This is a genomic window from Streptomyces sp. NPDC039609 (genome assembly GCF_055596705.1).
Map to the genome: position 1 here is coordinate 256,070 of NZ_JBVIUJ010000002.1, position 25,932 is coordinate 282,001.

A 25,932-nucleotide genomic window follows, 5' to 3' on the forward strand; every position below is an offset into this window, starting at 1 on the left:
GGGTCAGGCCACCTTCTTCGCGTTCTCCAGCGCCTTCGCCAGGTCCTCGAGGAGCGGGGCGCACTTGGCGTAGGAGTAGATGGGCTCGGTCACGCGCGGGAAGACCTGGCCGGCCTTGACGGCGGGCAGCGCGGCCCAGGTCGGCTTGGCCTTGAGGGCCTCCGGCTGCAGGGCCGAGGTGCGGTTGTCGAGCAGGATGACGTCGGCCTTGTACTTGTCGACGTTCTCCCAGCTCAGACCCTCGAACCAGCCGCCCTGGTCCAGCTTGTCGGGAACGATGATGTTGAGGCCCAGCTCCTGGAAGTAGAGCGTGTCGGTCGGCCGGACCGGGGTGGAGACGTAGAACAGGTCGGGGGAGCCGGAGCCGATCAGGACCTTGATGTCCTTCTTGCCCTTGGCTGCCTGGCGGACGCGCTCGGCGGCGGCCTCGAAGCGGGCCTTGTCGTCCAGGATCTGCTTGGTCTTCACATCGGCGCCCAGCGAGGCGGCGAGGTCGGCGTGGCGCTGGAGGACGGTCGGCATGGACTTGTCGGAGGCCCACAGGGCGACGCTCGGGGCCACCTTGAGGATCTTGTCCTTCTGCTCCGCCGGGACGTACCAGAGGTCGTTCTTCTCCCACATGTCCGTGATGAGGACATCGGGGTTGAGCTTGAGGTACTCCTCGATCTTGAACTCGCCCCAGACGTTGCCGATGACCTTGACCTTGGCGATGTCGAGGTCGCCGGCCTGGACGTCCGGCTTCTTCTCCTTGGTCTTCGGGTCCTCGACGTAGGTCGGGCCGAAGACGCCCTTGACCTCGATGCCGAAGTCCTTGAGCGCGGCTGCCATACCGGTGAAGGCGACGATGTTCTTCGGGGTGGACTTCGTCTCGACGGCCGTGCCGCGGTCGTCCGTGAACTTCCACGGGCCGGCCTTCTCGGAGGCCCCGGAGGAGGCGCCGTCCTGGGTCTTGGTGCCACAGGCGGCGAGCGCGGCGCCGAGCCCGAGGGCGCCGCCCGCTGCGAGCAGACCGCGGCGGGTGAGATGGGTGGCTCGGGCGTTGCTGGGCATGGCGATGTCGCTTTCGGTACGTGCCGGAGTCGGCGCCTGGGCAATTCGGGGGAAGGTTAGCCTAACCTCACGTGGATCAGTAGAAGTAGGGGCTGGGGCCTGTGTCACATGCCAGAGGCATGGTGGGAGCGGGAAGGGCGGAAAGCCCGTCATGTCCCCTGCTCCCGGGGCTCCTGCGCGTCGCACTCGAACCACACCGTCTTGCCGTCTGCGGACGGCTCCACGCCCCAGCGGTCGATCACGGCCTCGACGAGCATGAGCCCCCGCCCGGCCTCAGCGAGCGGCTCGGCCGCCTTGGCGTGGAGCGGCGGCCCGGAGAGTGCGTCTGCGACCTCCACCCGCAGCCCGTGCGGTTCCCGCAGGATCAGGACGGTGCACCGCCGCCCGGGCACGTGCCGTACGACATTGGCGACGAGCTCCGTGAGCGCGAGCCCGGCGGAGTCGGCGAGCCGGTCGAGCCCCCAACGGCCGAGGGACATGCGCAGGATGCGGCGCATGTGACCGGCGGAGTGCTCACCGACGGTGAAGCCCATGCGGTAGCTGTTCCGAAGTTCCGCCGGATAGAGGTCAGTTGCGTGATTCATGCCACCAGGGTGAGGCGATCTGGTTACGCTCGGCTACGGACCGAAACGAACGCGGTGACGCGTGGGTTTGGGGGGTGAACCTCGACGTGGTCAACATCCGCAGTCTCGATCCGAGCGCCTCGCCGCTCGATTACTACGGCTCGGAACTCCGTCGGCTGAGGGAGCAGGCGGGCCTCGGCCAGCAGCAGTTGGGCGACATCGTCTACTGCACGGCGTCGCTGATCGGCCAGATCGAGACGACGAAGAAGGTCCCGACACGGGAGTTCTCGGAACGGCTCGACGCGGCGCTGATGACAGGCGGGTTGTTCACCCGGCTGGTGGGGCTGGTGCTGAAGAGCCAGTTGCCGACGTGGTTCCAGGCGTACGCGGAGATGGAGGCGCGGGCGACGTACATCTCGACGTATCAGGCGCAGCTCGTCTACGGCCTGCTGCAGACGGAGGGGTACGCGCGGGCGGTTCTGGGCGTGGACCATCCCGACAGGCTCGACGAGATGGTGGCGGCCCGGATGGAGCGCCAGCGGATCCTGGAGCGGGAGCATCCGCCCGTGATGTGCGTGGTTCTGGACGAAGCTTCGTTGCTTCTGGAGATCGGCGGCCGGGAGGTCATGCAAAAGCAACTCCGGCGGTTGTTGGGTTACATGAACCACCCATGGGTCCATGTCCAGGTGCTGCCGCTCTCGGCCGGACAGCATGCCGGGATGATGGGATCGTTCACTCTGCTTCGGTTCGAGGGCGACCCGGATCTCTTCTACGCGCCGGTCTACGGAGGGGGGCATGTGACAGCCAATCCGCAACTGATCAGGGAACGTTCCGTCGGTTACGCTCGGCTCCAGGCCACTGCCCTCTCCCGGGAGGACTCGGCAGCGCTGATCGCCCGCGTGATGGAGGAACGGTATGCGCACGAGCCAGGAACTGCGCTGGCGTAAGTCGTCGTACAGCGGCTCCGACGGCGGCGAGTGCATCGAATGCGCCCCCCTCGGCCCCGCCGCCTGGCGCAAGTCCTCCCACAGCGGCGACACCGGCGGCGACTGCGTCGAGGTCGCCGATCTCACCGCCCACGTCGCCGTCCGGGATTCCAAGAACCCCGAAGGTCCCGCCTTCCTGGCGACTCCCGCCGCGTTCACCGCCTTCGTGGCGGCGGCCCGCGAGGGTCTCCTCGGCTGACCGCCGCGGCGGACTCAGTGCGGTGGCGGCACCGGGTCCAGGGCGTTGGCGACGGAGCAACCACCCTCGCCGGGCATCCGCTGGATCCGGGGCGGCACCCACACCTCGGTGGAGCCGGGGGCGACACGGGCCAAAAGGCAGTCCTGCGGGTCGAAGCCGTTGCCCTTCACCGACAGGAGGACGCCGACCCGGCCGCCGTCCGCCTTCACCTCGGTACGGATCGCGGGATCCATGTCCAGGGCGGCGAGTGTGCGGCGTACCTCCGCCTCGTCCGCCCGGCCGCCCTCCGGCACCCGGGGAAGCTTCGCGCTGAGTTCCCCGTGCGGCAGCCGGAGCGGTTCGGGTGGCGGGGCGAAGATCATCCGGGGTACGTCCGGGCAGTCCACGTCGCGGGGCTCCTCGCGCCACTCCGACTTGGGCGACACCCCCACCTCGAAGCACCGTTGTACGACGATCTCCTGAGGGTCGAACAATCCGTTGTACGCCGAGCCGGACGTGCGGACGACCACGTGGACGCCGTCCCCGTCGTGTGTCGAGGTGCCCGTCAGCTGGAGGACTTCCACGCCGTCGATGCCGGAAGCGGATCGCCCGACGTCCTCCGCCGTGCGCGGACGCTGGCCGTAGAGCCGCTCGCCCGCTTTCCTGGCCACTTCCCGTGCCTCGTCCGTCGCCTCGCTCGCGGAGTTCTGCATCACCCCGCAACCGGCGGTGAGGAGCAACACGGGGGCGAGCAGCAGCAGTCGGCGCATGCGTCCACCCTTCCTGCCCCGCTCGCGGCGGGCAACCCTTCCCATACTCAGACCGGGATAGTTACCCGTGCTCAGCCGGTGGCCCCTGCCTGGTGCCACCATGCGGGCACGAGTGGCGATCGGGATGCTTTCAGCCGGCCGCCCCTCGGCATCCCGCTGCGCGTCATCTGCTTCCCCGTCACCGGAAGCCGGGCCCTGCCCGGGAAAGGGAGTAAGGGCAGCCGGGACCCGGGGTGAGCGTCATGGCAACGCGCGCGTGAGCCATGCCACTTCGCCGCTGTCCTCCGTGGAGACGCGAACCCGCTCGAACCCGAGCTTCTCGAGGACACGGAGCGACGGCGTGTTCCACGTGCCGACGGTCGACCAGAGCCGTTCCCGTCCCGTCGCGATCGCGGCGTCGAGTACCGCTGCCGCCGCCTCGGTGGCGTAGCCACGCCCGTGCACGCGCTGGAACAGCTCGTAGGCGATCTCGGGCTCCTCCAGGGTGGTGCGGCCGATGATCAACCCGCAGTAGCCGATGAAGTCGCCCTCGTCGCGGCGCTGGATGGGCAGCAGGGCGATTCCCGTGTTCTCCGTCGCGGCGAGCAGCTCCGCGATGGACGACCGGATGCGCTCCACAGGGGGCTTGCCCTTGCGGCGCTCGGCGAGCAGGCCGCAGAACTCCTCGGCGTCCGACTCGGCCCACGGCCGCAGTATCAGCCGCTCGGTCTCCAAGTGGTACGCCATCGTCTCGTAGGTGGTCATGGCCTCACTCTCTCTTACGGCCATCCCGAACGTGCCCGGCCTCCCTCGGGATCCGAGGGAGGCCGGGCACGTTCGCAGGGTCGGCCGGCTGTCGCCGGCCCCCGTCAGGTGGAGAGGCCCAACTCCCGTGCGATCAGCATCCGCTGGACCTCGCTGGTGCCCTCGCCGATCTCCAGGATCTTGGAGTCGCGCCACATCCGCGCGACCGGGTACTCGTTCATGAAGCCGTAGCCGCCGTGGATCTGGGTCGCCTCGCGGGCGTTGTCCACGGCCACCGTCGAGGAGTACAGCTTCGCGATCGCCGCCTCCTTCTTGAAGGACTCGCCGAGCACCAGCCGGGACGCCGCGTCCCGCCAGCCGATGCGGGCCATGTGCGCCTTCGTCTCCATGTCCGCGATCTTGAACTGGATCGCCTGGTTGTCGCCGATCGGCCGGCCGAAGGCGTGACGTTCCTTCGCGTACTTCACCGACTCGTCGACACAGCCTTGCGCGAGCCCGGTCGCCAGCGCCGAGATCGCGATCCGGCCCTCGTCCAGGATCCGCAGGAACTGCGCGTAGCCGCGGCCCTCTTCGCCGAGCAGATTCGCGGCGGGCACACGGACGTTGTCGAAGGACAGCTCACGGGTGTCCGAGGCGTTCCAGCCGACCTTGGAGTACGGGGCGGCGACGGTGAAGCCCGGGGTGCCGGACGGGACGATGATCGAGGAGATCAGCGGGCGGCCGTCGGGCTTGCGGCCGGTGACCGCCGTGACCGTGACCAGACCGGTGATGTCCGTACCGGAGTTGGTGATGAAGCACTTCGAGCCGTTGATGACCCAGTCGTCGCCGTCGCGGACGGCGGTGGTGCGGGTGCCGCCGGCGTCGCTGCCCGCGCCGGGCTCGGTCAGGCCGAAGGCGCCCAGGATCTCGCCCGAGCACATCCGGGGCAGCCACTCCTGCTTCTGCTCCTCGGTGCCGAAGCGGTAGACCGGCATCGCGCCGAGCGAGACCCCCGCCTCCAGGGTGATGGCGACGGAGGAGTCGACGCGGGCGAGCTCCTCCAGCGCGATGCCGAGGGCGAGGTAGTCACCGCCCATCCCGCCGTACTCCTCAGGGAAGGGCAGGCCGAACAGGCCCATACGGCCCATCTCGCGGACGATCTCGTACGGGAACTCATGACGCTCGTAGTAGTCGCCGATCTTCGGCGCGACGACGTCGTGGGCGAACTCCTCCACAGTGCGACGGAGTTCCTCGTGCTCTTCGGAGAGCCGGTGGTCGAGGGACATGGCTAGGACTCCTTGTGGGAGAGCGCGCGAACGGTTCGGGAAGGGCTCGGTCGGCCCAGTTGGTCGGCCATCCACACGCTGGTGCTGGTGAGGGCGGCCAGATTGACCCCGGTCTCGATACCGAGGCCCTCGAGCATCCATACGAGGTCCTCGGTGGCGAGGTTGCCCGTGGCGCTCTTCGCGTACGGGCAGCCGCCGAGGCCACCGGCGGAGGCGTCGACGGTGGTCACGCCGTGCCGGAGTGCGGCGAGTGTGTTGGAGAGGGCCTGCCCGTACGTGTCGTGGAAGTGCACGGCGATACGGGACGTGGGGACACCGGCCTCGTTGAGTCCCTGGAGCAGGGCCTCCACATGGCCGGGGGTGGCGACGCCGATGGTGTCGCCGAGGCTCAGCTCGTCGCAGCCCATCTCGGCGAGGGCCTTGGTGACGCGGACGACCTGCTCGACGGGGACGGCGCCCTCCCAGGGGTCGCCGAAGCACATCGAGAGGTAGCCGCGGATACGGAGGCCCTGCTCTATGGCGCGGGTGACGACGGGCTCGAACATGGCCAGGGCCTCGTCGACGGTGCGGTTGAGGTTGGCCTTGGCGAAGGACTCGGTGGCGGAGGCGAAGACGGCGATCTCGCGGGCGCCGAGGGCCATGGCGCGGTCGAGCCCGCGCTCGTTGGGCACGAGGACCGGGAGCCGGGCCGGAACGTCCTTGAGGAGCGGGAACAGCTCCTCGGCGTCCGCCAGCTGGGGCACCCACTTGGGGTGGACGAAGCTGGTCGCCTCGACGGTGTCGAGCCCGGCGGCGGCGAGGCGCCGGACGAACTCGGCCTTCGTGGCCGTCGGGACGACGGTCTTCTCGTTCTGGAGCCCGTCGCGAGGGCCGACCTCGTGGATCCGCACGCGGGCGGGGAGCCCCTGGGCGGGCACGGTCATGGGCAGGCCCGTGGTCATGATTCCTCCCTGGGGGTCACCACGGCGAGGATCTGGTCCATGGCGACGGTGGAGCCGGGGGTGACGTCCAGCTCGGTGACGGTGCCGGCGTGCGGGGCGGAGATGACGTGCTCCATCTTCATGGCCTCGACGACGAGCAGACTCTGCCCGGCCTCGACCTCGTCCCCGACCCCGACCTTCACGACGGTGACGGTCCCGGGCATGGGCGCGGCGAGCGTGTCGGCCCCACCGTGCCGGGCGCCGGTGAGGGCGGCGGCGACGGGGTCGTGATCCAGGACGTGCCAGGAGTCCCCGTCCCGCCCGAGCCAGATCCCCTCGGGGGAACGGGCGAGGCGGAACCGGTGGGTGACGCCGTCGAGAGAGAGGGTGAGCTCCCGCTCCCCGGTGGCCGCCGGGGAGCCGACGAGCGTGGCGGTGACCGTGTCGGCCGGCACCTCCGGGTCGCCGAGCAGCAGCTCCGCGGAGTTCGCCGTACCGCGGACGCGGACGGACACCGGGTCGTGGCCCGGGACGCGGAAGTGGTGCGGGGTCCGGGCGGGCGTACCGCCCAGGCGCCAGCCGGTGGGGGCGTCGAACGGGTCCGTCCAGCCCTCGGCCGGGGGAGCCGTGGGGAACTGACGCAGCAGCGCCGCCGCCGCGTACACCTCGTCGGGGACGCCCGTCGGGACCAGGCTCTCCGCGTCCCGTTCCACCAGGCCCGTGTCCAGGTCGCCGGTCATGACGTCCGGGTGGGACAGCAGACGGCGGAGGAAGCCCGCGTTCGTCGGGACGCCCAGGGTCGTCGTGTCCGCCAGGGCCGCGCGGAGGCGGCGGAGGGCGGTGGGGCGGTCCGGCGCGTGGACGATGACCTTCGACAGCATCGGGTCGTAGAGGCTGCCCACCTCCGTTCCCTCGCTCAGGCCCGAGTCCGTGCGGACTCCGTCGCCCTGCGGCTCGTGGAGCGAGAGGACCGTGCCGCCCGAGGGGAGGAAGCCGCGCGCGGGGTCCTCCGCGCAGATGCGAGCCTCGATCGCCCAGCCGTCCAGGCGGATGTCGGACTGGGCGAAGGCCAGCTTCTCGCCGGCCGCGACCCGCAGCTGCCACTCCACCAGGTCGATCCCGGTGATCAGTTCCGTCACCGGGTGCTCCACCTGGAGCCGGGTGTTCATCTCCATGAAGTAGTACGAGGACGGGTCCACGCCCGGCACGATGAACTCGACCGTGCCCGCGCCGACATAGCCGCACGAGCGGGCTGCCTCGACCGCCGCCGCGCCCATCTGCTCCCGGATCTCCGGAGTCAGCAGGACGCTCGGCGCCTCCTCGATGATCTTCTGGTGGCGCCGCTGCAGCGAGCACTCGCGCTCACCGAGGTGCACGACATTGCCGTGCCCGTCCGCGAGGACCTGGATCTCGATGTGCCGGGGTCGGTCGATCCACCGCTCCACGAGCAGCGTGTCGTCGCCGAAGGACGACCGCGCCTCGCGCCGCGCCGCCGCGATCTCGTCGGTCAGCGTCGACAGGTCGCGTACGAGCCGCATTCCCTTGCCGCCGCCGCCCGCCGAGGGCTTCAGCAGTACGGGGGCGCCCAGCTCGCGCGCAGCCGCCTCCAGTTCCGGATCGGCCGCGCCCGGAACCACCGGGACGCCCGCCGCCTTCACCGTATCCTTCGCCCGGATCTTGTCGCCCATCAGGGAGATCGCGGAGGCCGGCGGGCCGATGAAGACCAGGCCCGCCTCCGCGCACGCCTGCGCGAACCCGGCGTTCTCCGCGAGGAAGCCGTAGCCGGGGTGGACCGCCTGCGCGCCCGTCCGCCGGGCCGCGTCGAGGAGCGCCTCGACCGAGAGGTACGACTCGGAGGCCGCCGGCGGACCGATCCGTACCGCCGTGTCCGCCTCCCGTACATGACGGGCCTCGGCGTCCGCGTCGCTGTACACCGCCACCGAGCGGACGCCGAGCGCCCGCAGGGTGCGGATGACCCGGACCGCGATCTCGCCCCGGTTGGCCACAAGGACTGTGTCGAACATCTTCTGAGGTCCCCTCACATCCGGAAGACGCCGAACTGGGGGTCACCCAGGGGCGCGTTGGCGCAGGCCGTGAGGGCGAGGCCCACCACCTGTCGGGTCTCCATCGGGTCGATGACCCCGTCGTCCCAGAGCCGCGCCGTCGCGTAGTAGGCATTGCCCTGGGTCTCGTACTGCTCGCGGATCGGGGCCTTGAAGGCGTCCTCCTCCTCCGCGCTCCACTCGTCGCCGAGCTGGTCCCGCTTGACCGTCGCGAGGACGGACGCGGCCTGCTCGCCGCCCATGACCGAGATCTTGGCGTTGGGCCACATCCACAGGAAGCGCGGCGAGTACGCCCGGCCGCACATCGAGTAGTTGCCCGCGCCGTACGAGCCGCCGACGACCACGGTCAGCTTCGGCACGCGCGTGCACGCCACGGCCGTCACCATCTTGGCGCCGTGCTTGGCGATGCCGCCCGCCTCGTAGTCCTTGCCGACCATGAAGCCCGAGATGTTCTGCAGGAAGAGCAGCGGGATGCCGCGCTGGTCGCACAGCTCGATGAAGTGCGCGCCCTTCTGGGCCGACTCGGAGAAGAGGATGCCGTTGTTGGCGACGATCCCGACCGGGTGTCCGTGGATCCGGGCGAAGCCGGTGACCAGCGTCTGCCCGTACTCCGCCTTGAACTCCTGGAAGCGGGAGGCGTCCACGATCCGCGCGATGACCTCGCGGACGTCGTACGGGGTACGGGAGTCCACCGGCACCGCGCCGTAGAGACCCGCCGGGTCCACCTTCGGCTCCTCGACCGGCGCGACCGACCAGGGCAGCTCGCCGCGCGCGGGGAGGGTGGCGACGATGTTGCGGACGATGCGCAGCGCGTGGGCGTCGTCCTCCGCGAGGTGGTCGGTGACACCGGACGTACGGGAGTGGACCTCGCCGCCGCCCAGCTCCTCCGCCGTGACGACCTCGCCGGTCGCGGCCTTCACCAGCGGCGGACCGCCGAGGAAGATCGTGCCCTGGTTCCGTACGATCACGGCCTCGTCGCTCATCGCCGGGACGTACGCGCCACCGGCCGTGCAGGAGCCGAGGACCGCAGCGATCTGCGGGATGCCGGCGCCGGACATCCGGGCCTGGTTGTAGAAGATCCGGCCGAAGTGCTCGCGGTCCGGGAAGACCTCGTCCTGCATGGGCAGGAACGCGCCGCCGGAGTCCACGAGGTAGAGGCAGGGGAGACGATTCTCCAGCGCCACCTCCTGGGCCCGCAGATGCTTCTTCACCGTCATCGGGTAGTACGTGCCGCCCTTGACGGTCGCGTCGTTGGCGACGATCACGCACTCGCGGCCCGAGACCCGGCCGATGCCGGCGATGACTCCGGCGGCCGGTGCCTGGTCGCCGTACATGCCGTTCGCGGCCAGCGGGGCGAGCTCCAGGAAGGGCGACCCCGGGTCCAGGACGGTGTCCACGCGGTCGCGCGGCAGCAGTTTGCCGCGCGCGGTGTGCCGGGCGCGGGCCTTCTCGCCACCGCCGAGCGCGGCCGCGGCGAGTTTGGCGCGCAGCGTGGCGGCCAGCTCGTGATGGGCCGCCTCGTTGGCCTGCCAGGCCGGCGACGCGGGGTCCGCCGCGCTCGTCAGCACAGGTGCCTGCTGCATCGACTGAGCTCCCTTGCTCGGTTAATGAGCGTTAACGTATGGCTTTCAGGTTAACGACCGCTAACCCCATTGTCTAGAATCGATTCCATGACCACCACCGCCAGGACCGACGCCCCCACGCGCCGCGAGCAGATCCTCAAGGAGGCCGCTCGCCTCTTCGCCGAGCGTGGGTTCCACGGCGTCGGCGTCGACGAGATAGGAGCCGCCGTCGGCATCAGCGGCCCCGGGCTCTACCGGCACTTCGCGGGCAAGGACGCGATGCTGGCCGAGCTGCTCGTCGGCATCAGCGAACGGCTCCTCGACGGCGGGCGGCTGCGCGTGGGCGAGGGGGAGAGCGACCCGCGGGCGCTGCTCGGCTCACTCATCGACAGCCACATCGACTTCGCACTCGACGACCGGCCGCTGATCACCCTCCACGACCGGGAGCTGGACCGGCTGAAGGACGAGGACCGCAAGCGTGTGCGACAGCTCCAGCGGCAGTACGTGGAGCTGTGGGTGGCGGTCGTACGGGAGCTGTACCCGGCGTCCTCCGAGAGCGAGGCGCGGGCGGCGGTCCACGCCGTCTTCGGGCTCCTGAACTCGACGCCGCACCTCGCCGCGCTGGGCAGGACGTCGATGGAAGCGCTCCTGAGGCGCCTCGCGCACGGGGCGTTCGGGGCCCTGGCCGACGCGTAGGCGCCGCCCTCGCGGGTCCCGCAGGGCGGAATGATTGCCCACAACAGGGCCCGGTCCAGCAGAATGAGGCCCATGCCGATACTCAGTCGCCCCGCCCTCGTCGAGCACCTTGTACGGACCCGGATCGCAGGTGATGTCGCCACCCCGCGCGACAACAACCTCTCCCACTACCGCAAGCTCGCCAACGGCGACCGGCACTACTGGCTCGGCCTCGAGCTCGGCGACCGGTGGACCGACGAGCAGGACGTGCTCGCCGTCATGGCCGAGCGGTGCGGGGTCAACGACGACCCCGCCCACCGCACCGGGCAGGACACCATCGACCCCGACCTGACCGTCGACGGCCTCGACCGGATGGCCGCCCGGCTGCGCAAGGCCGCCGCGGGCAAGGAGCGGGTGCTGTTCGCGACCGGGCACCCCGGCGCGCTGATCGACGCCCACAGCCGGGTCGCCGCCGCCCTGCGGGCCAAGGGCTGCGACATCGTACGGATCCCCGGCGGGCTCATCGCGGACGAGGGGTACGTCGTGCAGTTCGCCGACGTCGCCGTCTTCGAGCGTGGCGCCACCCTCTGGCACACCCATTCGCCGGAACCCATGAACGCGATCCTGGACGCCCTCGGCGAGGACGGCCGACCGGATCTCGTCGTCGCCGACCACGGCTGGGCCGGGCGCGCGGGCCAGCGGGGCATCGACTCCGTCGGCTACGCCGACTGCAACGACCCGGCCCTCTTCATCGGCGAGGCCGAGGGCACCATGCAGGTCACGATCCCCCTTGACGACCACGTCCTGGACCCCCGCTCCTACGAGCCGCTCACCGACTACGTGCTCGACGCGTCCGGTCTGCTCTGACCCGGGGCGACCGCCGGTGTCGGGTCCAGATAGACCCGACGGACGGCGGGGAAGCGCTCCCGCAGCTGCTCCTCCGCCTCCTCGCAGGCCCACTCGACCTGCTCGGCCGAGGACACGTCACGGAAGTCGACCTTCGCGGCGATCATGACCTCGTCCGGGCCCTGGATCAGCGTCGTCAGCTCCAGTACGTCGATGATGTGCGGAACCGTGAGCAGCTCCTCACGGACCGCCTCCCGCATCGGGCGCGGCAGCGGACGGCCGATCAGCAGCTCCGCGTTGGAGCGGCCGAGCACCCAGGCCACGTACACGAGCAGCGCCCCGATGAGGATCGAGGCGACGCCGTCCCACACGGCCGAGCCGCTGATCTCGACGCCGAGCAGGCCGCCCGCCGCCAGGAGCAGGCCGGCCAGGGCGGCCGAGTCCTCCATCACCACGGCCTTGACGGTGGTGTCGGGGGTGAGCCGCAGATAGCGGCCGAAGGGAGCCTTCATCCGCTCCGCCTCGCCCCTGACCTGACGGACGGCGGTCCGCAGGGAGAGGCTCTCGAGCGCGAAGGCGACGCCGAGCACGATGTACGACACGAGCGGGTCGCCCAACTCCTCGCCGTGGACGAGGGTGTGGATGCCGTCGTAGACGGAGAAGACCGCGCCGCCGACGAACGTGGCGACGGCGGCGAGCAGCGCCCAGACGTAGCGCTCGCCGGCGTACCCGAGCGGATGGTCCTCGTCCGCGGGCTTCTCGCTCCGCTTGAGCGCGGTGAGCAGCATGACCTCGGTGACCGTGTCGGCCACCGAATGGGCCGCCTCGGAGAGCATCGCGCTCGATCCGCTGATCAGCCCCGCCACCGCCTTGGCTGCGGCGATCCCGAGGTTCGCCACCGCCGCCACGATCACCGTGAACACGCTCTCGCCCTGTTCCGCCATGGACCGGACGGTATGTCCGGGCGTCGGCGCGGAGGACGAACGACACCACCGCTCCTGAACGACGGTGCTAGAAATGAGGCATGGCTGGTTTCATCGGCCACATGCGCTCGATGCTGAGCGCACGCACCGTCGCCCGTCAGGTCTTCCTCCTCCAGGTGGCGATCGTGGTGCTCCTGGTCGTCGCGGCCATGGTGGCGCTCGTCCTGCAGTCCCGTAACGACAGCGAGCGGGAGGCCCGCACCCGGTCCCTCGCGGTGGCGCAGACCTTCGCCAGTGCGCCCGGCCTCGAAGAGGCCCTCGCCGGCTCCGATCCCTCGGCGATCCTGCAGCCCAGGGCCGAACGGGCGCGCGCCGGATCCGAGGTGGCGTTCATCGTGGTGATGACACCCGACGGGGTGCGCTACACCCATCCCGACCCCGATCAGATCGGGCGGCGGTACATCGGCACCATCGCCCCGGCGGCGGCGGGCGGAATAGTCAGGGAGACCGTCACCGGAACCCTCGGCCCCTCCATCCGCGCCGTCGTGCCCGTCGTCGGACAGAACGGCGAGGTCATCGCCCTGGTGGCCGCCGGAGTGACCAGCGACCAGGTGAGCGGGATCGTCGAGGCCCAGCTGCCCCTGCTGTTCGGCACCGCGGCCGGCGCTCTCGCCCTCACCACCGGTGGAACCGCGCTGGTCAGCAGGCGGCTGATGCGCCAGACCCACGGTCTGGGGCCCGCCGAGATGACACGGATGTACGACCACCACGACGCGGTGCTGCACTCCGTGCGCGAGGGCGTGCTCATCCTCGACGGCGAGCAGCGACTGGTCCTGGCCAACGACGAGGCGCGCCGACTTCTCGATCTCGCCCCCGACGCACCGGGCCGCGCGGCGCTGGACCTCGGGATCGACCCGGACATGGCCCGGCTGCTGGACTCGGGCCGGCCGGCCGCCGACGAGGTGCATGTGGCCGGCGACCGCCTGCTGGCGGTCAACCAGCGGCCCACCGACCGTGACGGCGGTCCGCCCGGCACCGTCGTCACCCTGCGGGACACCACCGAACTGCAGGCGCTCACCGGCAGGGTCGACATCGCGCGGGAGCGGCTGCGGCTGTTGTACGACGCCGGAATGCGCATCGGGACCACGCTGGACGTCGCGCGGACCGCCCAGGAGCTGGCGGACTTCGCCGTCCCCCGGTTCGCCGACTTCGTCACCGTCGACCTCGCCGACCCGGTCGTGCTGGGGGAGGAGCCGGCGGGGCGGGGCGCGGACATGCGCCGTGTGGCCTTCCGCGGCATCCGGGACGACAGCCCGCTCTACCCGACCGGCAGCCTGATCAGCTTCGTGCCGTCCACGCCCCAGGCGGCCGGCTTCGGAACGGGGAAGGTGGTCATGGAGGCGGACATGGCCGCGCTCTCCGGCTGGCAGCAGCAGGATCCGGCGAACGCCCGCAGGCTCCTCTCGTACGGGATCCACTCGATGATCGCGGCCCCGCTGCGGGCCAGGGGCGTCGTCATGGGCGTGGCCACGTTCTGGCGTGCCGAGAAGCCCGAGCCCTTCGAGGAGGACGACCAGTCGCTCGCCGAGGAACTGGTCGCCCGCGCCGCGGTGAGCGTGGACAACGCCCGCCGCTACACGCGCGAGCACACCATGGCGGTGACCCTGCAGCGCAGCCTGCTGCCCCGGGCACTTCCCCAGCAGACCGCGGTGGAGGTCGCCCACCGCTATCTGCCGGCACAGGCCGGGGCCGGCGGGGTGGGCGGTGTCGGCGGGGACTGGTTCGACGTCATCCCTCTGCCGGGCGCCCGGGTCGCCCTCGTCGTGGGGGATGTCGTCGGGCACGGCCTGCACGCCGCCGCCACCATGGGACGGCTGCGGACCGCCGTCCACAACTTCGCGAACCTGGATCTGCCCCCGGACGAGCTGCTCTGGCACCTGGACGAGCTGGTCGCCCGGATCGACGAGGACGAGGGCGAGCACGAGGGCGAGGGCGAGGACGGGAGCGAGTACGAGGACGGGAGCGGGGCCGGCGGCGACGGCGGTGCGGTCGCGCAGGTCACCGGCGCCACCTGCCTCTACGCGATCTACGACCCGGGCTCCCGGCTCTGCACCCTGGCCCGCGCCGGGCATCTCGGCCCCGTCCTCGTGCGGCCCGACGGCAGCGCCGAGTTCCTCCAGATCCCGGGTGGCCCACCGCTGGGCCTGGGCGGCCTGCCCTTCGAGACGGTCGAGCTGGAGCTCCCCGAGGGCAGCACCCTCGTGCTCTACACCGACGGCCTCGTCGAGGACCGCGGCCGTGACATCGACGAGGGTCTCGAACTGCTCCGCCGCGCGGTCGCCCACCCCGGCCGCTCCCCGGAGGAGACCTGCCGCGCCGCCCTGGAGTGTCTGCTGCCCGGCCGCCCGCGCGACGACGTCGCCGTGCTGGTCGCCAGGACCCGCGTCCTGGACGCCGACCGCACCGCCGCGTGGGAGGTGCGCTCCGCCCCCTCCGCCGTGGCTCCGGTGCGCGCCGAGGCCACCCGGACGCTGGAGCGCTGGGGCCTGCACGAGGAGGCGTTCGTCACCGAGCTGATCCTGAGCGAGCTGGTCACGAACGCGATCCGTTACGGCACCGGCCCGATCCGGGTACGGCTGATCTTCGACCGTGTCCTGATCTGCGAGGTCTCCGACGGCAGCAGCACCGCCCCGCACCTGCGCCGGGCGTCGGACTCGGACGAGGGCGGCCGGGGTCTCTTCCTCGTGGCCCAGTTCGCCGAGCGCTGGGGAACCCGGTACACCGCCGAGGGCAAGGTCATCTGGACGGAACAGATCATCCCCGGCCAGATGCCCGGCCGGGGATGATTCCGCGAATGTTCGACGCCTCAGCGCGGGACGCGGACGACGCCCTCCTGGATGACGGAGATCGCCAGCTTTCCGTCCTGCGTGTAGATCCGCGCCTGGCCGAGGCCCCGCCCGCCCGACGCGGACGGCGACTCCTGGTCGTACAGCAGCCACTCGTCGGCACGGAACGGCCGGTGGAACCACATCGCGTGGTCCAGCGACGCCCCGACGACATCCCCGACCGCCCAGCCGCCGCGCCCGTGGGCGAGCAGCACCGAGTCGAGCAGCGTCATGTCGGAGACGTAGGTCGCCAGGCAGACGTGCAGCAGCGGATCGTCGGCCAGCTTGCCGTTCGTACGGAACCAGACCTGCGAGCGCGGCTCGCGCGGCTCCCCGACGGAGCCCCACGGCGGAATCTCGGCGTACCGCAGATCCACCGCCGCCCGTGCCTCGACCAGCCGCTGCGCGACGTGCCCCGGCAGGTGCCGGGGCAGCATCTCGGCCGCCGTCGGCAGGGACTCCGGGTCCGGCGCGGCCGGCATGTCGTACTGGTGCTCCAGCCCCTCCTCGTACGTCTGGAAGGACGCGGAGAAGTGGAAGATCGGCTGCCCGTGCTGGACGGCGACGACCCGGCGGGTGGTGAAGGAGCGGCCGTCGCGGATGCGGTCGACCGTGTAGACGATCGGCGCACCCGGGTCCCCGGCGCGCAGGAAGTACGCGTGCAGGGAGTGGACGAGCCTTGGGGCCTCCCCTGCTCGAGCGGAGCCGAGAGCTTGGGGAACGCCGGGGACGGTCCGGCCCGCCGCCACCAGCGCCTGGGCGGCCACCTGGCCGCCGAAGACGCGGGGGACGACGGCGGAGCGGGACTGTCCCCGGAAGATGTTCTGCTCGATCTGCTCGAGGTCGAGCAGATCGAGCAGGGCGTCGAGAGCCTCGGGCACTTACAGACCCATCGACTTGGCGATGATCGACTTCATGATCTCGCTGGTGCCGCCGTAGATGCGGTTGACGCGGTTGTCGGCGTACAGACGCGCGATCGGGTACTCGTTCATGTAGCCGTAGCCGCCGTGCAGCTGGAGGCAGCGGTCGATGACGCGGTGCGCGACCTCGGTGCAGAAGAGCTTGGCGCTCGCGGCCTCGGCCGGGGTCAGCTCGCCGGCGTCCAGGGCCTCCAGGGCGCGGTCGGCGACCGCCTCGGCGGCGTCCACCTCGGCCTGGCAGGCGGCCAGCTCGAACTTGGTGTTCTGGAAGTGCGCGACCGGCTTGCCGAAGACGGTGCGCTCCTGCACGTACTGCTGGGCGAAGCGGACGGCGGCCTTGGCCTGCGCGTAGGCGCCGAAGGCGATGCCCCAGCGCTCGGAGGCCAGGTTGTGGCCGAGGTAGTAGAAGCCCTTGTTCTCCTCGCCGAGCAGGTCCTCGACCGGCACCTTCACGTCGACGAACGCCAGCTCGGCGGTGTCGGAGGTGCGCAGGCCGAGCTTGTCCAGCTTGCGGCCTATGGAGTAGCCCTCGGACTTGGTGTCCACGGCGAAGAGGGAGATGCCGTGGCGGCGGTCATCGGCCGTCGGGGCGGCGGTACGGGCGCAGACGATCACGCGGTCGGCGTGGACGCCACCGGTGATGAAGGTCTTGGCGCCGTTGAGGACGTAGTGCGTGCCGTCCTCGGAGAGCTTGGCCGTGGTCTTCATGCCCGCGACGTCGGAGCCGGTGCCCGGCTCGGTCATCGCCAGCGCCCACATCTCGTCACCGGAGACGAAGTTCGGGAGGTAGCGCTTCTTCTGCTCGTCGGTGGCGAGCATCTTGATGTAGGGCAGGGCAAGCAGCACGTGCACGCCGGAGCCGCCGAACTGGACGCCCGCGCGCGAGGTCTCCTCGTAGAGGACGGCCTCGAACTTGTGGGTGTCCAGGCCCGCGCCGCCGAACTCCTCGGGGACGTTGATACCGAAGATGCCCAGCTCGCCGAGCTTGCCGTAGAACTCGCGCGGCGCCTGGCCCGCGGCGAACCACTCGTCGTAGACGGGGACGACCTCGGCCTCGATGAAGGCCCGGATGGTCTCCCGGAACGCCTCGTGGTCCTCGTTGAATACCGTACGGCGCACGAGCCGCCTCCTTCGGAGTCCTGGGTACCTGACGCAGCATGCCTAAGCGCTTGCTCAGTCAAGTTACCCATCGGTTCGCGCCGCTGTCCAGATCTGAACCCCCGGCGTTGCCCATATCACGTCCGGTCAGGACCGAGGCGCCTCGCCGGTGACCCAGCGGCCGTCGAGGGTGTCGTACTCGAACACCGGACGTCCCTCGAAGCCGCTGGTGCGGAACGGCCGGCCGTCGTCGGTGATCCGGACCGTGCCGGAGCGGCCCTCGCTGCTCCACTCCAGCTCCAGGTACCAACGGCAGTCGCACCCCGCCGCCCCCGCCGAGACCAGCAGCTCCTCCGGCTCGGCGGCGCTGACCGCGTACGGGAAGGAGACCGCCGGGAGCGACCGGCCCACCTCCCCGGAGGCGTCGTACCCGTCCAGCGCCCGCGCCACCGGCCGCGGCCGGTCCAGGTCCACCTCGAAACGGCGCGGCGTCACCGCCCCGCCGCACCCGTCGTCCATCCGGTACGCCGCCCACGGCAGCGGCGCGCCCCGCTCCACCACCCGCACGTGCAGCGCCTGGAGCACCACCGCCGCCGCGCCCTTCCCCTGCACCGACACCCGCACCAGCGTCTCCCCGCCGTCCACGGCCCCCTGCGCCGCCGCCCAGCTCCGCGCGTCGGCCGCCTCCGGCGGGGGAGAGGGCGTCCGCTCCACGAGGTAGGTGTGCCCGCACCCGTTCTTCCAGATGTGCGAGGCGACCGTCCATGTCAGCGGCACCGGTGGTTCGGCGGCCCGCTCCCGGGTCTTCCCGGGCAGGAGTACGGCTCCGAGCGTCACCGTCCCCACGACCGCCAGCGCCCCGACGACCACGCCCATCCACCGCCACCGGAGCCTCCGCCGCTCGGACCGGAGGCCCGGCACGCGCGCGTGCACGGGTTCCAGCTCGGGCTCGGGCTCGGACGCAGGCTCCGGGGCCGGCTCGGGCTCCGGCGCCGGCTCCGGTTCCGGGCCGGGCTCGGGCTCCGTGTCGGGCTCCGGCACCGGAGGGCGACGGGTGCGGTCCGCGCGGCTCCAGACCACCTCCAGGGCCCGCCGCTCCTCCTCGTCCGCCCCGCACAGCAGGGCGAGGCGTTCGACCACGGCGAACTCCTCCGGGACGGTCGCGCCCGAGCAGTAGCGGTGGAGGGTGGACGCGCTGACGTTCAGGCGCCGGCCCAGCGCCTCGTAACTGCGCCCGTCCCGCGCCTTCAGCGCGCGCACGAGCCGCGCGAACTCCTCGACGGCGGCGTCCTTCGGCATTCCATCCCCCTCGACCCTGCGTCCCATGCTTCATGTCCTTGCACGTCAGCGGGGGTGGGATGGTTCCGGGACGGGTGGAGGGCGCGTCACCGTTGCAGGCGGCGGGCGTCGGCCCGACGCTGGTCGAGCACTGACCGAACGACCCGACGGGGGATCCACCACCATGAACAAGCTCCGTACCGCACTCGCCACCGCCGCCGCTGCCGCCCTGGGCCTCGCGGCCCTCGCCACGGCCCCGGCGCAGGCCGCTGCCCAGCCCGCCTTCCTCGCCGCCTCCCAGATGCCGCCGTCGTCGACGCCGTGGACCGCCACCCAGGTCTTCACGGGCATCCCGGAGAACGGCGGCGCCCTCTGCGCCCCGTACAAGATCCCGGCGCAGAACACCCGCTACCGCGAGTTCAACACCGAGCTCGACACCAACGGCGTCCAGATCACCACCGTCGCCCGCACCGAGGCCGACGCCGTGAAGCTGGTCGACACCCTCCGCAAGGCCCTCGCCGGCTGCGGGCCCCTGCTGGAGCGGCAGAACCCGGGCCTGCACGCCGTCAGCGCCTCCCACGGCAAGCTCGCCGTCGAGGAGGGTGCCTGGGTCTACAGCCTGGACACCGCCGACCCGCAGATCGGCGTCACCGACATCCACCTCTTCTCCGTCGGCCGCGACGGCCGCACCGTCACCCTCGTCCGCTGGGGTCAGATGGGCGACTTCAAGGACGCCCCGCTGACCGCCTTCCGCACGACGACGAAGACCGCCGTCAACAAGCTCTACTGACCCGGGGCCGGAGCGCCCGGCGCCGCGGTCACCCGGGGGGGAGTGGCCGCGGCGCCGGGAGGCCGGGACACCCGGCCGAGGGCGAACCACAGCTCCATCCGTACGTCCGCGTCGTCCAGGTCCATGTCCAGGAGCGTGGCGCAGCGGGCGATGCGCTGGCGGACGGTGTTGCGGTGGATGTCCATGGCGACGGCCGTGCGGTCCCAGTTGCCGTGCAGCGAGAGCCAGGTGCGGAGTGTCTCGGTCAGCGGCTCGCCGATCGGCGCGAGCACGCTCCGGGCGTACGCGGACGCCTCCGCGGGGTCCATCAGCCCGCCGAATCCGGCGGGCCGATGGCGTACGAGCGCCGCGCGGGTCGCCTCCGCCCGTCGCAGCGCCCGCCCGGCCTGAGTGTCGCCGACGGCGAGGTCCCGGGCATCGACGGGGGAGCTGACCCCGAGGGTCCACCCGGGCTGCGCGGTGGCGGGGGAGGAGGCGGGCAGGAGGAGCCGGACCACGCCTTCCTCCGGCCCGCCCGTGTCGAGCAGCGGAGTGCCCAGGGCGGAGGCCAGGGTCGACGCGGCGAACGGGGTGCCGTCGCCGCCCTGGGCGTGGACCACCGTCCAGGGACCCGGGCCCAGGGCGGCAGCGGCGTCGGCGGGGGGAGTGCCGAGCAGCAGGCGGACCAGGGCCGCGTCCCGGGCGGAGACGTCCGCGCCGCGGTGCGGGGCGGTCAGCAGGGAGAGCAGGACGACCGCCACCCCGGCGATCGTGTGGTCCGCGGTCTCCCGCCGCTCGGCCGCCACACCCAGCGCGAGCCCGTCGCCGCCGCCCAGCGCGTAGGCCGCGAGCACCATCCCGCCGCCGTCCCCGCTCGCGGACGCCGGTCCTCCGGGGCGCGGCCCCACCACCTCCGCCAGGTGGCGCAGCGCGGCCTCCGCCTGCGCACCGATCGCCCGGCCGGCCGCCGCGTACGCCGTGCCGTCCGCCGCGTACAGCACCGCCCGCCCGCCGAGCCGGGACGCCAGCGCGCCGAGGACCGCCGGGACCGGTGCCGGCCGGGCGGCCGCCGTGGCCAGCGACTGCTGCGCCTCGGTCACCCGGCGCAGCTCGCGGAGGCGGGCCTCCGCCATCAGCCGCCACACCGCCCGGGCCACCGCCGTGAACGGCGTCTGCGGGGGCACTTCGAGCAGCGGCAGCCCATGGCGCTCGCAGGCCGCGACGAGCTCCGCCGGGACCGTGTCGTACACCGGCGCGACCCCGAAGCCGAGCGCCGCGGCGCCCGCCTCCACCATCCGCTCGACATAGCGCGCCGGATCGGCGAGCTGCACGCCCGCCGTCATCAGCAGCTCACCGCCGAGCAGATACGGATACGGGTCGGCCATCTCGGAGGTGTGCACCCAGTGGATGGCCGTGTCCTCGGGTCCGGCCAGCAGTCGTAGGCCGAGATCCTGGCGGCCGAGCAGTGCGGCCAGTGAGACCGGTGGGGCGGGCGGGGCCGGTGGTGTGGGCGTGGGCTCCTGTGCGGACATGGGTGTGGACCCTTCGTACATCCCGCCTGTGAACAGTGGATGAAACGTACACTTCATCGTCGCTTTCCGGCCACCTACTGTCGTCCCATCCAGCGGCCGCGGGTACGGGCGGATGTCCCCGCGATCAGTCACTGGAGTCACTCCACCCGCACGACACGCCACCGAAGTGAACGAGGGAGGGCCCCATGGCCGTCGACTACACAGTGATCGTCCTGTACTTGGCCGGGATGCTCGCGATGGGTTGGTGGGGTATGCGCCGCGCCAAGTCCAAGAGCGAGTTCCTGGTCGCGGGCCGTCGCCTCGGGCCCTGGATGTACTCCGGGACCATGGCCGCCATCGTCCTCGGCGGCGCCTCCACCATCGGCGGCGTGGGCCTCGGCTACAAGTACGGTCTCTCCGGCGCCTGGATGGTCTTCGCCATCGGCCTCGGCCTGCTGGCCCTCTCGGTCTTCTTCTCCGCCCGCATCGCGCGGCTGAAGGTCTACACCGTCTCCGAGATGCTCGACCTGCGCTACGGCGGCAAGGCCGGCGTCATCTCGGGCGTGGTCATGTGGGCGTACACGCTGATGCTCGCCGTCACCTCGACCATCGCGTACGCCACGATCTTCGACGTCCTCTTCGACCTCCCCCGCACGGTTGCGATCGTCCTCGGCGGCGCCATCGTCGTCGCGTACTCGACGCTCGGCGGCATGTGGTCCATCACCCTCACCGACATGGTGCAGTTCGTGGTGAAGACCATCGGCGTGCTGATCCTGCTGCTGCCCATCGCCGTGATCAAGGCCGGCGGCTTCGCCCAGATGAAGGCCCAGCTGCCCACCGAGTACTTCGCCCCGCTCGGCATCGGCGGCGAGACGATCTTCACCTACGTGCTGATCTACACCTTCGGCATGCTCATCGGCCAGGACATCTGGCAGCGTGTCTTCACCGCCCGGACCGACAAGGTCGCCAAGTGGGGCGGCACCGTCGCCGGTACGTACTGCCTCGTCTACGCCCTCGCCGGCGCCGTCATCGGCACCGCGGCAAAGGTGCTCTACCCGAACCTGCCCAGCGCCGACGACGCCTTCGCGACCATCGTCAAGGACGAGCTGCCCATGGGTGTCCGGGGTCTGGTCCTCGCCGCCGCGCTGGCCGCCGTCATGTCGACCTCCTCCGGCGCGCTGATCGCCTGCGCCACCGTCGCCAACAACGACATCTGGTCGAGGTTGCGCGGGCTGACCGCCGGGGGCGGCGGCGAGGACCACGACGAGGTGAAGGGCAACCGCCTCTTCATCCTCCTCATGGGCATCGCCACCATCTGCATCGCCATCGCCCTGAACGACGTCGTGCAGGCGCTGACCGTCGCCTACAACCTGCTGGTCGGCGGGCTGCTCGTGCCGATCCTCGGCGGCCTGCTGTGGCGCCGCGGCACCGTGCAGGGCGCCCTGGCCGCGGTCACCGTCGGCGGCCTGTCCGTGATTGGCCTGATGTGGGCTTACGGAATCTTGGCAAATGAGCCTGTTTACTATGGTTTGTTGGCCTCGCTCGCCGCTTATGTGATCGTTTCCCTGGCGACCCGCCCGACGGACGCCGTCGTGCTCGCGAACTGGCGCGCCCGGCTGGCAGGCCAGGACGCGGCCGACGCCGACGCGACACCGGAGACCGTGCCGGCCGCCGCGACCGGCTGACCGCACCGCAGACTCCCGGCCGGGGGCCCCGAGACCCGAGGCCCCCGACCGGACACCACCGACACACCCCAGGAGGACCCGACCATGAGCAGCGACCAGAACGCCTTCCGCGGCCCGACCGACTCGTCCCGCATCCCGCGGTACGCCGGTCCCGCGACGTTCGCCCGGCTGCCGCGACTCGACGAGGTCGGCACCACCGACATCGCCGTGGTCGGCGTCCCCTTCGACAGCGGTGTCTCCTACCGCCCCGGCGCCCGCTTCGGCGGCAACGCCATCCGCGAGGCCTCCCGCCTCCTGCGCCCGTACAACCCGGCGCAGGACGCCTCGCCGTTCGCCCTGGCCCAGGTCGCCGACGCCGGTGACATCGCCGCCAACCCGTTCAACATCAACGAGGCCGTCGAGACGATCGAGGCCGCGGCGGACGACCTGCTCGGCACCGGCGCCCGGATGATGACCCTCGGCGGCGACCACACCATCGCCCTGCCGCTGCTGCGCTCCGTCGCCAAGAAGCACGGCCCCGTCGCCCTGCTCCACTTCGACGCGCACCTCGACACCTGGGACACCTACTTCGGCGCCGAGTACACCCACGGCACCCCGTTCCGCCGCGCCGTCGAGGAGGGCATCCTCGACACGGAGGCCCTCTCCCACGTCGGTACGCGCGGCCCGCTGTACGGCAAGCAGGACCTCACCGACGACGAGAAGATGGGCTTCGGCATCGTCACCTCGTCGGACATCTACCGTCGCGGCGCCGACGAGGTCGCCGATCAGCTGCGCCAGCGCATCGGCAACCGCCCGCTGTACATCTCCATCGACATCGACTGCCTCGACCCGGCCCACGCGCCCGGCACCGGCACCCCGGAGGCGGGCGGCATGACCTCCCGCGAGCTCCTGGAGATCCTGCGCGGCCTGTCCTCCTGCAACCTGGTCTCCGCCGATGTCGTCGAGGTCGCCCCGGCCTACGACCACGCCGAGATCACCGCGGTCGCCGCCTCGCACACGGCGTACGAACTGACGACGATCATGTCGCGCCAGATCGCGGAGAGCCGCGCGGCGCAGTAGCGCGAGCCGCTCGCCCGCCGGGCCCGCCCCGGCCGGGCGAGCGGAGAAGGCCGGGCACCCCGGGGCCGTCCACCCGGGGGACCCTCCGTCAGTCGACCGCCCTCCGGCGCAGCGCCCGGTGACCTGCGGTCGTCCAGTCGGGTGGCTACCTGGGCCGTCCACTCCGGTGGCCGGTGACGCGAGGCCGCCCGGAGCCGGCCCCGTACCCGGTGGTCCGGGGGCCGCCCCCGGGCGTCTCGGCCCGTGGCGTCGCCCGGTGGCGTCGGCCGGGACCCCGGCGCCGCGCCGGGCCGCCCTGGGGCCGTAACGTCGGCACCGGGGTCGTGCCCGGCGCCGACGGGCCGCGCCGCCCGGACCGGCCGGGCCCACCCGCGACACCGGGCCGAGCGTCATCCGCCCTCACCCGCACCACCCGCCGTACCTGACCGACCACGCCACCCTGGGGAACGTCCATGACCCACGACCACGACCTGGTACTCCGCCCCACGGAGGCGCAGATCACCGCCGCGCTCAACCCGCCCGCCGGGCGGAACGGCGGGGACCTCGTCGTCGAGACACTCTCCGGTCTCGGTGCGACCACCGTCTTCGGCCTGCCGGGCCAGCACGCCCTCGGCATGTTCGACGCGCTGCGCCGCTCCTCCCTCACGTACGTCGGACTGCGTGTCGAGAACAACGCGGGCTTCGCCGCCGACGCGTACGGCCGGATGACCGGCGAGGCGGCCCCGCTGCTGCTCTCCACCGGCCCCGGCGCGCTCATGTCGCTCGCCGCGCTCCAGGAGGCGGCGGCCGCCTCCGCGCCGGTCCTCGCGATCGGCAGCCAGATCCCGGTGGCCGGACTCGGCGGCGGCCGGCACGGCTACCTCCACGAGCTGCGCGACCAGCAGGCGTCCTTCCGCGACATCGTGAAGTCGGTGCACACCGTCCGTACGCAGTCCCAGATCCCGTCCGCGATCGCGGCGGCATGGGAGTCGGCGCTGACCGCGCCGCACGGTCCGGTCTGGGTCGAGATCCCGCAGGACGTCCTCCTCGCGGAGACCTCCCTGCCCGTGGTCACGGCGATGGACGCGACGCCCGAGGAGGTCGTCCCGCGCCCCGAGCTGACGGCGGTGGCGGCGCATCTCCTCGCCAACGCCGAGCGGCCCGCGATCATCGCGGGCGGCGGTGTCGTGCGCTCCGACGCCTCCGGCAAGCTGCGCGCGCTCGCCGAGCGGATCGACGCGCCCGTGGTCACCACCTTCGGCGGCAAGGGCGCCTTCCCCTGGCAGCACCCGCTCTCGCTGCAGTCCTGGCTGGAGGACCGCCACACCACCGACTTCCTGGAGGACGCCGACGTCCTGCTGGTCGTCGGCTCCGGCCTGGGCGAGCTGTCCTCGAACTACCACACGTTCGCCCCGCGCGGCCGGGTGATCCAGATCGAGGCGGACGCGGGCAAGCTGGAGTCGAACCACCCTGCGCTGGGTATCCACGCGGACGCCCGCCTGGCGCTCTCCGCGCTTCTGGAGACGGTGGAGGTCCGCGAGGACGCCGACGCCCCCGAGCGCGTCAAGGCGGTCCTCACCAAGGTCCGTGACCGGATCGCGGCCCAGGACCTGGGCCTGGAGCAGCGGATCGTGGCCTCGGTCCGCGAGGCCCTGCCGGACACGGCGGCGAGCTTCTGGGACATGACGATCCTCGCCTACTGGGCCTGGTCCGCCTTCGACGCCCGCCACCCCAACACGATGCACTCCGCCCAGGGCGCCGGCGGCCTGGGCTACGGCTTCCCCGCCGCCCTCGGCGCGGCGGCGGCCGACCCGACCCGCCCGGTCCTCGCGGTCTCCGGCGACGGCGGCGCGATGTACTCGATCGCGGAGCTGGCGACGGCGAAGCAGTACGGCTTCGACGTCACCTGGCTGATCGTCGACGACGGCGGCTACGGGATCCTGCGCGAGTACATGACGGACGCGTTCGGCGAGGCCACGGGCACGGAACTGGCCCGCCCGGACTTCGTCGCCCTCGCGGAGTCCTTCGGCGTCCCGGCGTCCCGCACGACCCCCGAGACCCTGACGGCCGACCTCGCGAAGGCCCTGGCCACGCCCGGTCCATCGGTCGTGGTCCTCCCGGCGCTGCTGCGGATGTTCGAGCCCTCACACCTCTGAGGGACCGGCATTGCCGGTGTGACCTGCGAGGCATATCCTCCCTTTGA

At 71.8% G+C, this 25,932-nt stretch carries 22 protein-coding genes; 9 read left to right on the top strand and 13 right to left on the bottom strand.

Features of this window, described 5'->3' with window-relative positions:
* Positions 1-3: 3 nt before the first annotated feature.
* Positions 4-1,050 (bottom strand): ABC transporter substrate-binding protein, encoded by a 1,047-nt coding sequence (locus ACZ561_RS06660; RefSeq protein ID WP_470990468.1) that lies wholly within the window; start codon positions 1,048-1,050, stop codon positions 4-6.
* Positions 1,051-1,199: 149 nt separating this feature from the next.
* Positions 1,200-1,634 carry an ATP-binding protein gene (locus ACZ561_RS06665; RefSeq protein ID WP_470990470.1) on the bottom strand — a complete coding sequence of 145 codons (435 nt, stop codon included), beginning with the start codon at positions 1,632-1,634 and terminating at the stop codon, positions 1,200-1,202.
* 86 nt (positions 1,635-1,720) lie between these two features.
* Between ACZ561_RS06665 and ACZ561_RS06670 the strand changes: the two genes are divergently transcribed.
* Positions 1,721-2,560, top strand: a complete 840-nt coding sequence (locus tag ACZ561_RS06670; RefSeq protein WP_470991302.1) for a helix-turn-helix domain-containing protein — start codon at positions 1,721-1,723, stop codon at positions 2,558-2,560.
* Positions 2,529-2,798: a DUF397 domain-containing protein gene (locus ACZ561_RS06675; protein ID WP_470990472.1), complete on the top strand. Its 270-nt coding sequence runs from the start codon at positions 2,529-2,531 to the stop codon at positions 2,796-2,798. The genes ACZ561_RS06670 and ACZ561_RS06675 overlap by 32 nt, the downstream gene beginning before the upstream one ends.
* 14 nt (positions 2,799-2,812) lie before the next feature.
* Here the strand turns inward: ACZ561_RS06675 and ACZ561_RS06680 are convergent, their stop codons facing one another.
* The 6 genes from ACZ561_RS06680 to ACZ561_RS06705 form a co-directional block, all read right to left on the bottom strand.
* Positions 2,813-3,547, bottom strand: a complete 735-nt coding sequence (locus ACZ561_RS06680; RefSeq protein WP_470990474.1) for a translation initiation factor IF-2 — start codon at positions 3,545-3,547, stop codon at positions 2,813-2,815.
* Between the two features lie 240 nt (positions 3,548-3,787).
* The gene (locus ACZ561_RS06685; RefSeq protein ID WP_470990476.1) at positions 3,788-4,291 is read right to left on the bottom strand and encodes a GNAT family N-acetyltransferase; all 504 of its coding nucleotides are present in this window, start codon (positions 4,289-4,291) and stop codon (positions 3,788-3,790) included.
* Between the two features lie 104 nt (positions 4,292-4,395).
* Positions 4,396-5,556 carry an acyl-CoA dehydrogenase family protein gene (locus tag ACZ561_RS06690; protein WP_470990478.1) on the bottom strand — a complete coding sequence of 387 codons (1,161 nt, stop codon included), beginning with the start codon at positions 5,554-5,556 and terminating at the stop codon, positions 4,396-4,398.
* 2 nt (positions 5,557-5,558) lie between these two features.
* Complete coding sequence (locus tag ACZ561_RS06695; protein WP_470990480.1) at positions 5,559-6,497, bottom strand: hydroxymethylglutaryl-CoA lyase; 939 nt, start codon at positions 6,495-6,497, stop codon at positions 5,559-5,561.
* A complete protein-coding gene (locus ACZ561_RS06700) occupies positions 6,494-8,500 on the bottom strand; it encodes an acetyl/propionyl/methylcrotonyl-CoA carboxylase subunit alpha (RefSeq protein ID WP_470990482.1) in 2,007 nt (668 codons plus the stop codon). Before ACZ561_RS06700 ends, ACZ561_RS06695 begins: the two co-directional genes overlap by 4 nt.
* Positions 8,501-8,514: 14 nt before the next feature.
* Positions 8,515-10,122, bottom strand: a complete 1,608-nt coding sequence (locus ACZ561_RS06705) for a carboxyl transferase domain-containing protein (RefSeq protein ID WP_470990484.1) — start codon at positions 10,120-10,122, stop codon at positions 8,515-8,517.
* Positions 10,123-10,209: 87 nt separating this feature from the next.
* Between ACZ561_RS06705 and ACZ561_RS06710 the strand changes: the two genes are divergently transcribed.
* A complete protein-coding gene (locus tag ACZ561_RS06710) occupies positions 10,210-10,797 on the top strand; it encodes an SACE_7040 family transcriptional regulator (RefSeq protein WP_362357574.1) in 588 nt (195 codons plus the stop codon).
* A 72-nt stretch (positions 10,798-10,869) separates the two neighbouring features.
* Positions 10,870-11,643, top strand: coding sequence for a phosphatase (locus ACZ561_RS06715; protein WP_376444923.1), 774 nt, complete (start codon positions 10,870-10,872; stop codon positions 11,641-11,643).
* On the opposite strand, the gene ACZ561_RS06720 is transcribed toward ACZ561_RS06715, so the two are convergent.
* Positions 11,613-12,566 (bottom strand): cation diffusion facilitator family transporter, encoded by a 954-nt coding sequence (locus ACZ561_RS06720; RefSeq protein WP_470990487.1) that lies wholly within the window; start codon positions 12,564-12,566, stop codon positions 11,613-11,615. The two genes, ACZ561_RS06715 and ACZ561_RS06720, sit on opposite strands and share 31 nt — an antisense overlap.
* 80 nt (positions 12,567-12,646) lie before the next feature.
* Here ACZ561_RS06720 and ACZ561_RS06725 point away from each other — a divergent pair, with 80 nt between their 5' ends.
* A complete protein-coding gene (locus ACZ561_RS06725) occupies positions 12,647-15,391 on the top strand; it encodes a SpoIIE family protein phosphatase (RefSeq protein WP_470990489.1) in 2,745 nt (914 codons plus the stop codon).
* A gap of 20 nt (positions 15,392-15,411) precedes the next feature.
* Here ACZ561_RS06725 and ACZ561_RS06730 read toward each other — a convergent pair whose 3' ends face one another.
* The 3 genes from ACZ561_RS06730 to ACZ561_RS06740 all read right to left on the bottom strand — a co-directional run bounded on the left by ACZ561_RS06730 (position 15,412) and on the right by ACZ561_RS06740 (position 18,774).
* Positions 15,412-16,311 carry an acyl-CoA thioesterase gene (locus ACZ561_RS06730; protein WP_470990491.1) on the bottom strand — a complete coding sequence of 300 codons (900 nt, stop codon included), beginning with the start codon at positions 16,309-16,311 and terminating at the stop codon, positions 15,412-15,414.
* On the bottom strand, positions 16,312-17,469 hold the full coding sequence (locus ACZ561_RS06735) for an acyl-CoA dehydrogenase family protein (RefSeq protein ID WP_470990493.1): 1,158 nt from the start codon (positions 17,467-17,469) through the stop codon (positions 16,312-16,314).
* A 126-nt stretch (positions 17,470-17,595) separates the two neighbouring features.
* The gene (locus tag ACZ561_RS06740; RefSeq protein WP_470990495.1) at positions 17,596-18,774 is read right to left on the bottom strand and encodes a helix-turn-helix domain-containing protein; all 1,179 of its coding nucleotides are present in this window, start codon (positions 18,772-18,774) and stop codon (positions 17,596-17,598) included.
* A 136-nt stretch (positions 18,775-18,910) separates the two neighbouring features.
* On the opposite strand from ACZ561_RS06740, the gene ACZ561_RS06745 reads away from it, so the two are divergent.
* Entirely contained in the window at positions 18,911-19,516 is a 606-nt protein-coding gene (locus ACZ561_RS06745; RefSeq protein WP_470990497.1) for a hypothetical protein, read from the top strand.
* Here ACZ561_RS06745 and ACZ561_RS06750 read toward each other — a convergent pair.
* Positions 19,510-21,027, bottom strand: coding sequence for a PucR family transcriptional regulator (locus ACZ561_RS06750; RefSeq protein ID WP_470990499.1), 1,518 nt, complete (start codon positions 21,025-21,027; stop codon positions 19,510-19,512). The two genes, ACZ561_RS06745 and ACZ561_RS06750, sit on opposite strands and share 7 nt — an antisense overlap.
* Positions 21,028-21,212: 185 nt before the next feature.
* On the opposite strand from ACZ561_RS06750, the gene ACZ561_RS06755 reads away from it, so the two are divergent.
* From ACZ561_RS06755 to ACZ561_RS06765, 3 genes are all read left to right on the top strand, one after another.
* Entirely contained in the window at positions 21,213-22,691 is a 1,479-nt protein-coding gene (locus ACZ561_RS06755; protein ID WP_470990501.1) for a sodium:solute symporter family protein, read from the top strand.
* Between the two features lie 84 nt (positions 22,692-22,775).
* The gene (speB, locus tag ACZ561_RS06760) at positions 22,776-23,750 is read left to right on the top strand and encodes an agmatinase (RefSeq protein ID WP_376444948.1); all 975 of its coding nucleotides are present in this window, start codon (positions 22,776-22,778) and stop codon (positions 23,748-23,750) included.
* Between the two features lie 452 nt (positions 23,751-24,202).
* On the top strand, positions 24,203-25,885 hold the full coding sequence (locus tag ACZ561_RS06765) for a thiamine pyrophosphate-binding protein (protein WP_470990503.1): 1,683 nt from the start codon (positions 24,203-24,205) through the stop codon (positions 25,883-25,885).
* Positions 25,886-25,932: the final 47 nt, after the last annotated feature.

Bases quoted from the DNA above. Each gene is read 5' to 3' on its own strand.
- ACZ561_RS06750 (WP_470990499.1), bottom strand. From the start codon at position 21,027: ATGTCCGCACAGGAGCCCACGCCCACACCACCGGCCCCGCCCGCCCCA.
- ACZ561_RS06665 (WP_470990470.1), bottom strand. From the start codon at position 1,634: ATGAATCACGCAACTGACCTCTATCCGGCGGAACTTCGGAACAGCTAC.
- ACZ561_RS06755 (WP_470990501.1), top strand. From the start codon at position 21,213: ATGGCCGTCGACTACACAGTGATCGTCCTGTACTTGGCCGGGATGCTC.
- ACZ561_RS06720 (WP_470990487.1), bottom strand. From the start codon at position 12,566: ATGGCGGAACAGGGCGAGAGCGTGTTCACGGTGATCGTGGCGGCGGTG.
- ACZ561_RS06685 (WP_470990476.1), bottom strand. From the start codon at position 4,291: ATGACCACCTACGAGACGATGGCGTACCACTTGGAGACCGAGCGGCTG.
- ACZ561_RS06705 (WP_470990484.1), bottom strand. From the start codon at position 10,122: ATGCAGCAGGCACCTGTGCTGACGAGCGCGGCGGACCCCGCGTCGCCG.
- ACZ561_RS06765 (WP_470990503.1), top strand. From the start codon at position 24,203: ATGACCCACGACCACGACCTGGTACTCCGCCCCACGGAGGCGCAGATC.
- ACZ561_RS06725 (WP_470990489.1), top strand. From the start codon at position 12,647: ATGGCTGGTTTCATCGGCCACATGCGCTCGATGCTGAGCGCACGCACC.
- speB (WP_376444948.1), top strand. From the start codon at position 22,776: ATGAGCAGCGACCAGAACGCCTTCCGCGGCCCGACCGACTCGTCCCGC.
- ACZ561_RS06695 (WP_470990480.1), bottom strand. From the start codon at position 6,497: ATGACCACGGGCCTGCCCATGACCGTGCCCGCCCAGGGGCTCCCCGCC.
- ACZ561_RS06710 (WP_362357574.1), top strand. From the start codon at position 10,210: ATGACCACCACCGCCAGGACCGACGCCCCCACGCGCCGCGAGCAGATC.
- ACZ561_RS06660 (WP_470990468.1), bottom strand. From the start codon at position 1,050: ATGCCCAGCAACGCCCGAGCCACCCATCTCACCCGCCGCGGTCTGCTC.
- ACZ561_RS06745 (WP_470990497.1), top strand. From the start codon at position 18,911: ATGAACAAGCTCCGTACCGCACTCGCCACCGCCGCCGCTGCCGCCCTG.
- ACZ561_RS06700 (WP_470990482.1), bottom strand. From the start codon at position 8,500: ATGTTCGACACAGTCCTTGTGGCCAACCGGGGCGAGATCGCGGTCCGG.
- ACZ561_RS06675 (WP_470990472.1), top strand. From the start codon at position 2,529: ATGCGCACGAGCCAGGAACTGCGCTGGCGTAAGTCGTCGTACAGCGGC.
- ACZ561_RS06690 (WP_470990478.1), bottom strand. From the start codon at position 5,556: ATGTCCCTCGACCACCGGCTCTCCGAAGAGCACGAGGAACTCCGTCGC.
- ACZ561_RS06740 (WP_470990495.1), bottom strand. From the start codon at position 18,774: ATGGGACGCAGGGTCGAGGGGGATGGAATGCCGAAGGACGCCGCCGTC.
- ACZ561_RS06715 (WP_376444923.1), top strand. From the start codon at position 10,870: ATGCCGATACTCAGTCGCCCCGCCCTCGTCGAGCACCTTGTACGGACC.
- ACZ561_RS06680 (WP_470990474.1), bottom strand. From the start codon at position 3,547: ATGCGCCGACTGCTGCTGCTCGCCCCCGTGTTGCTCCTCACCGCCGGT.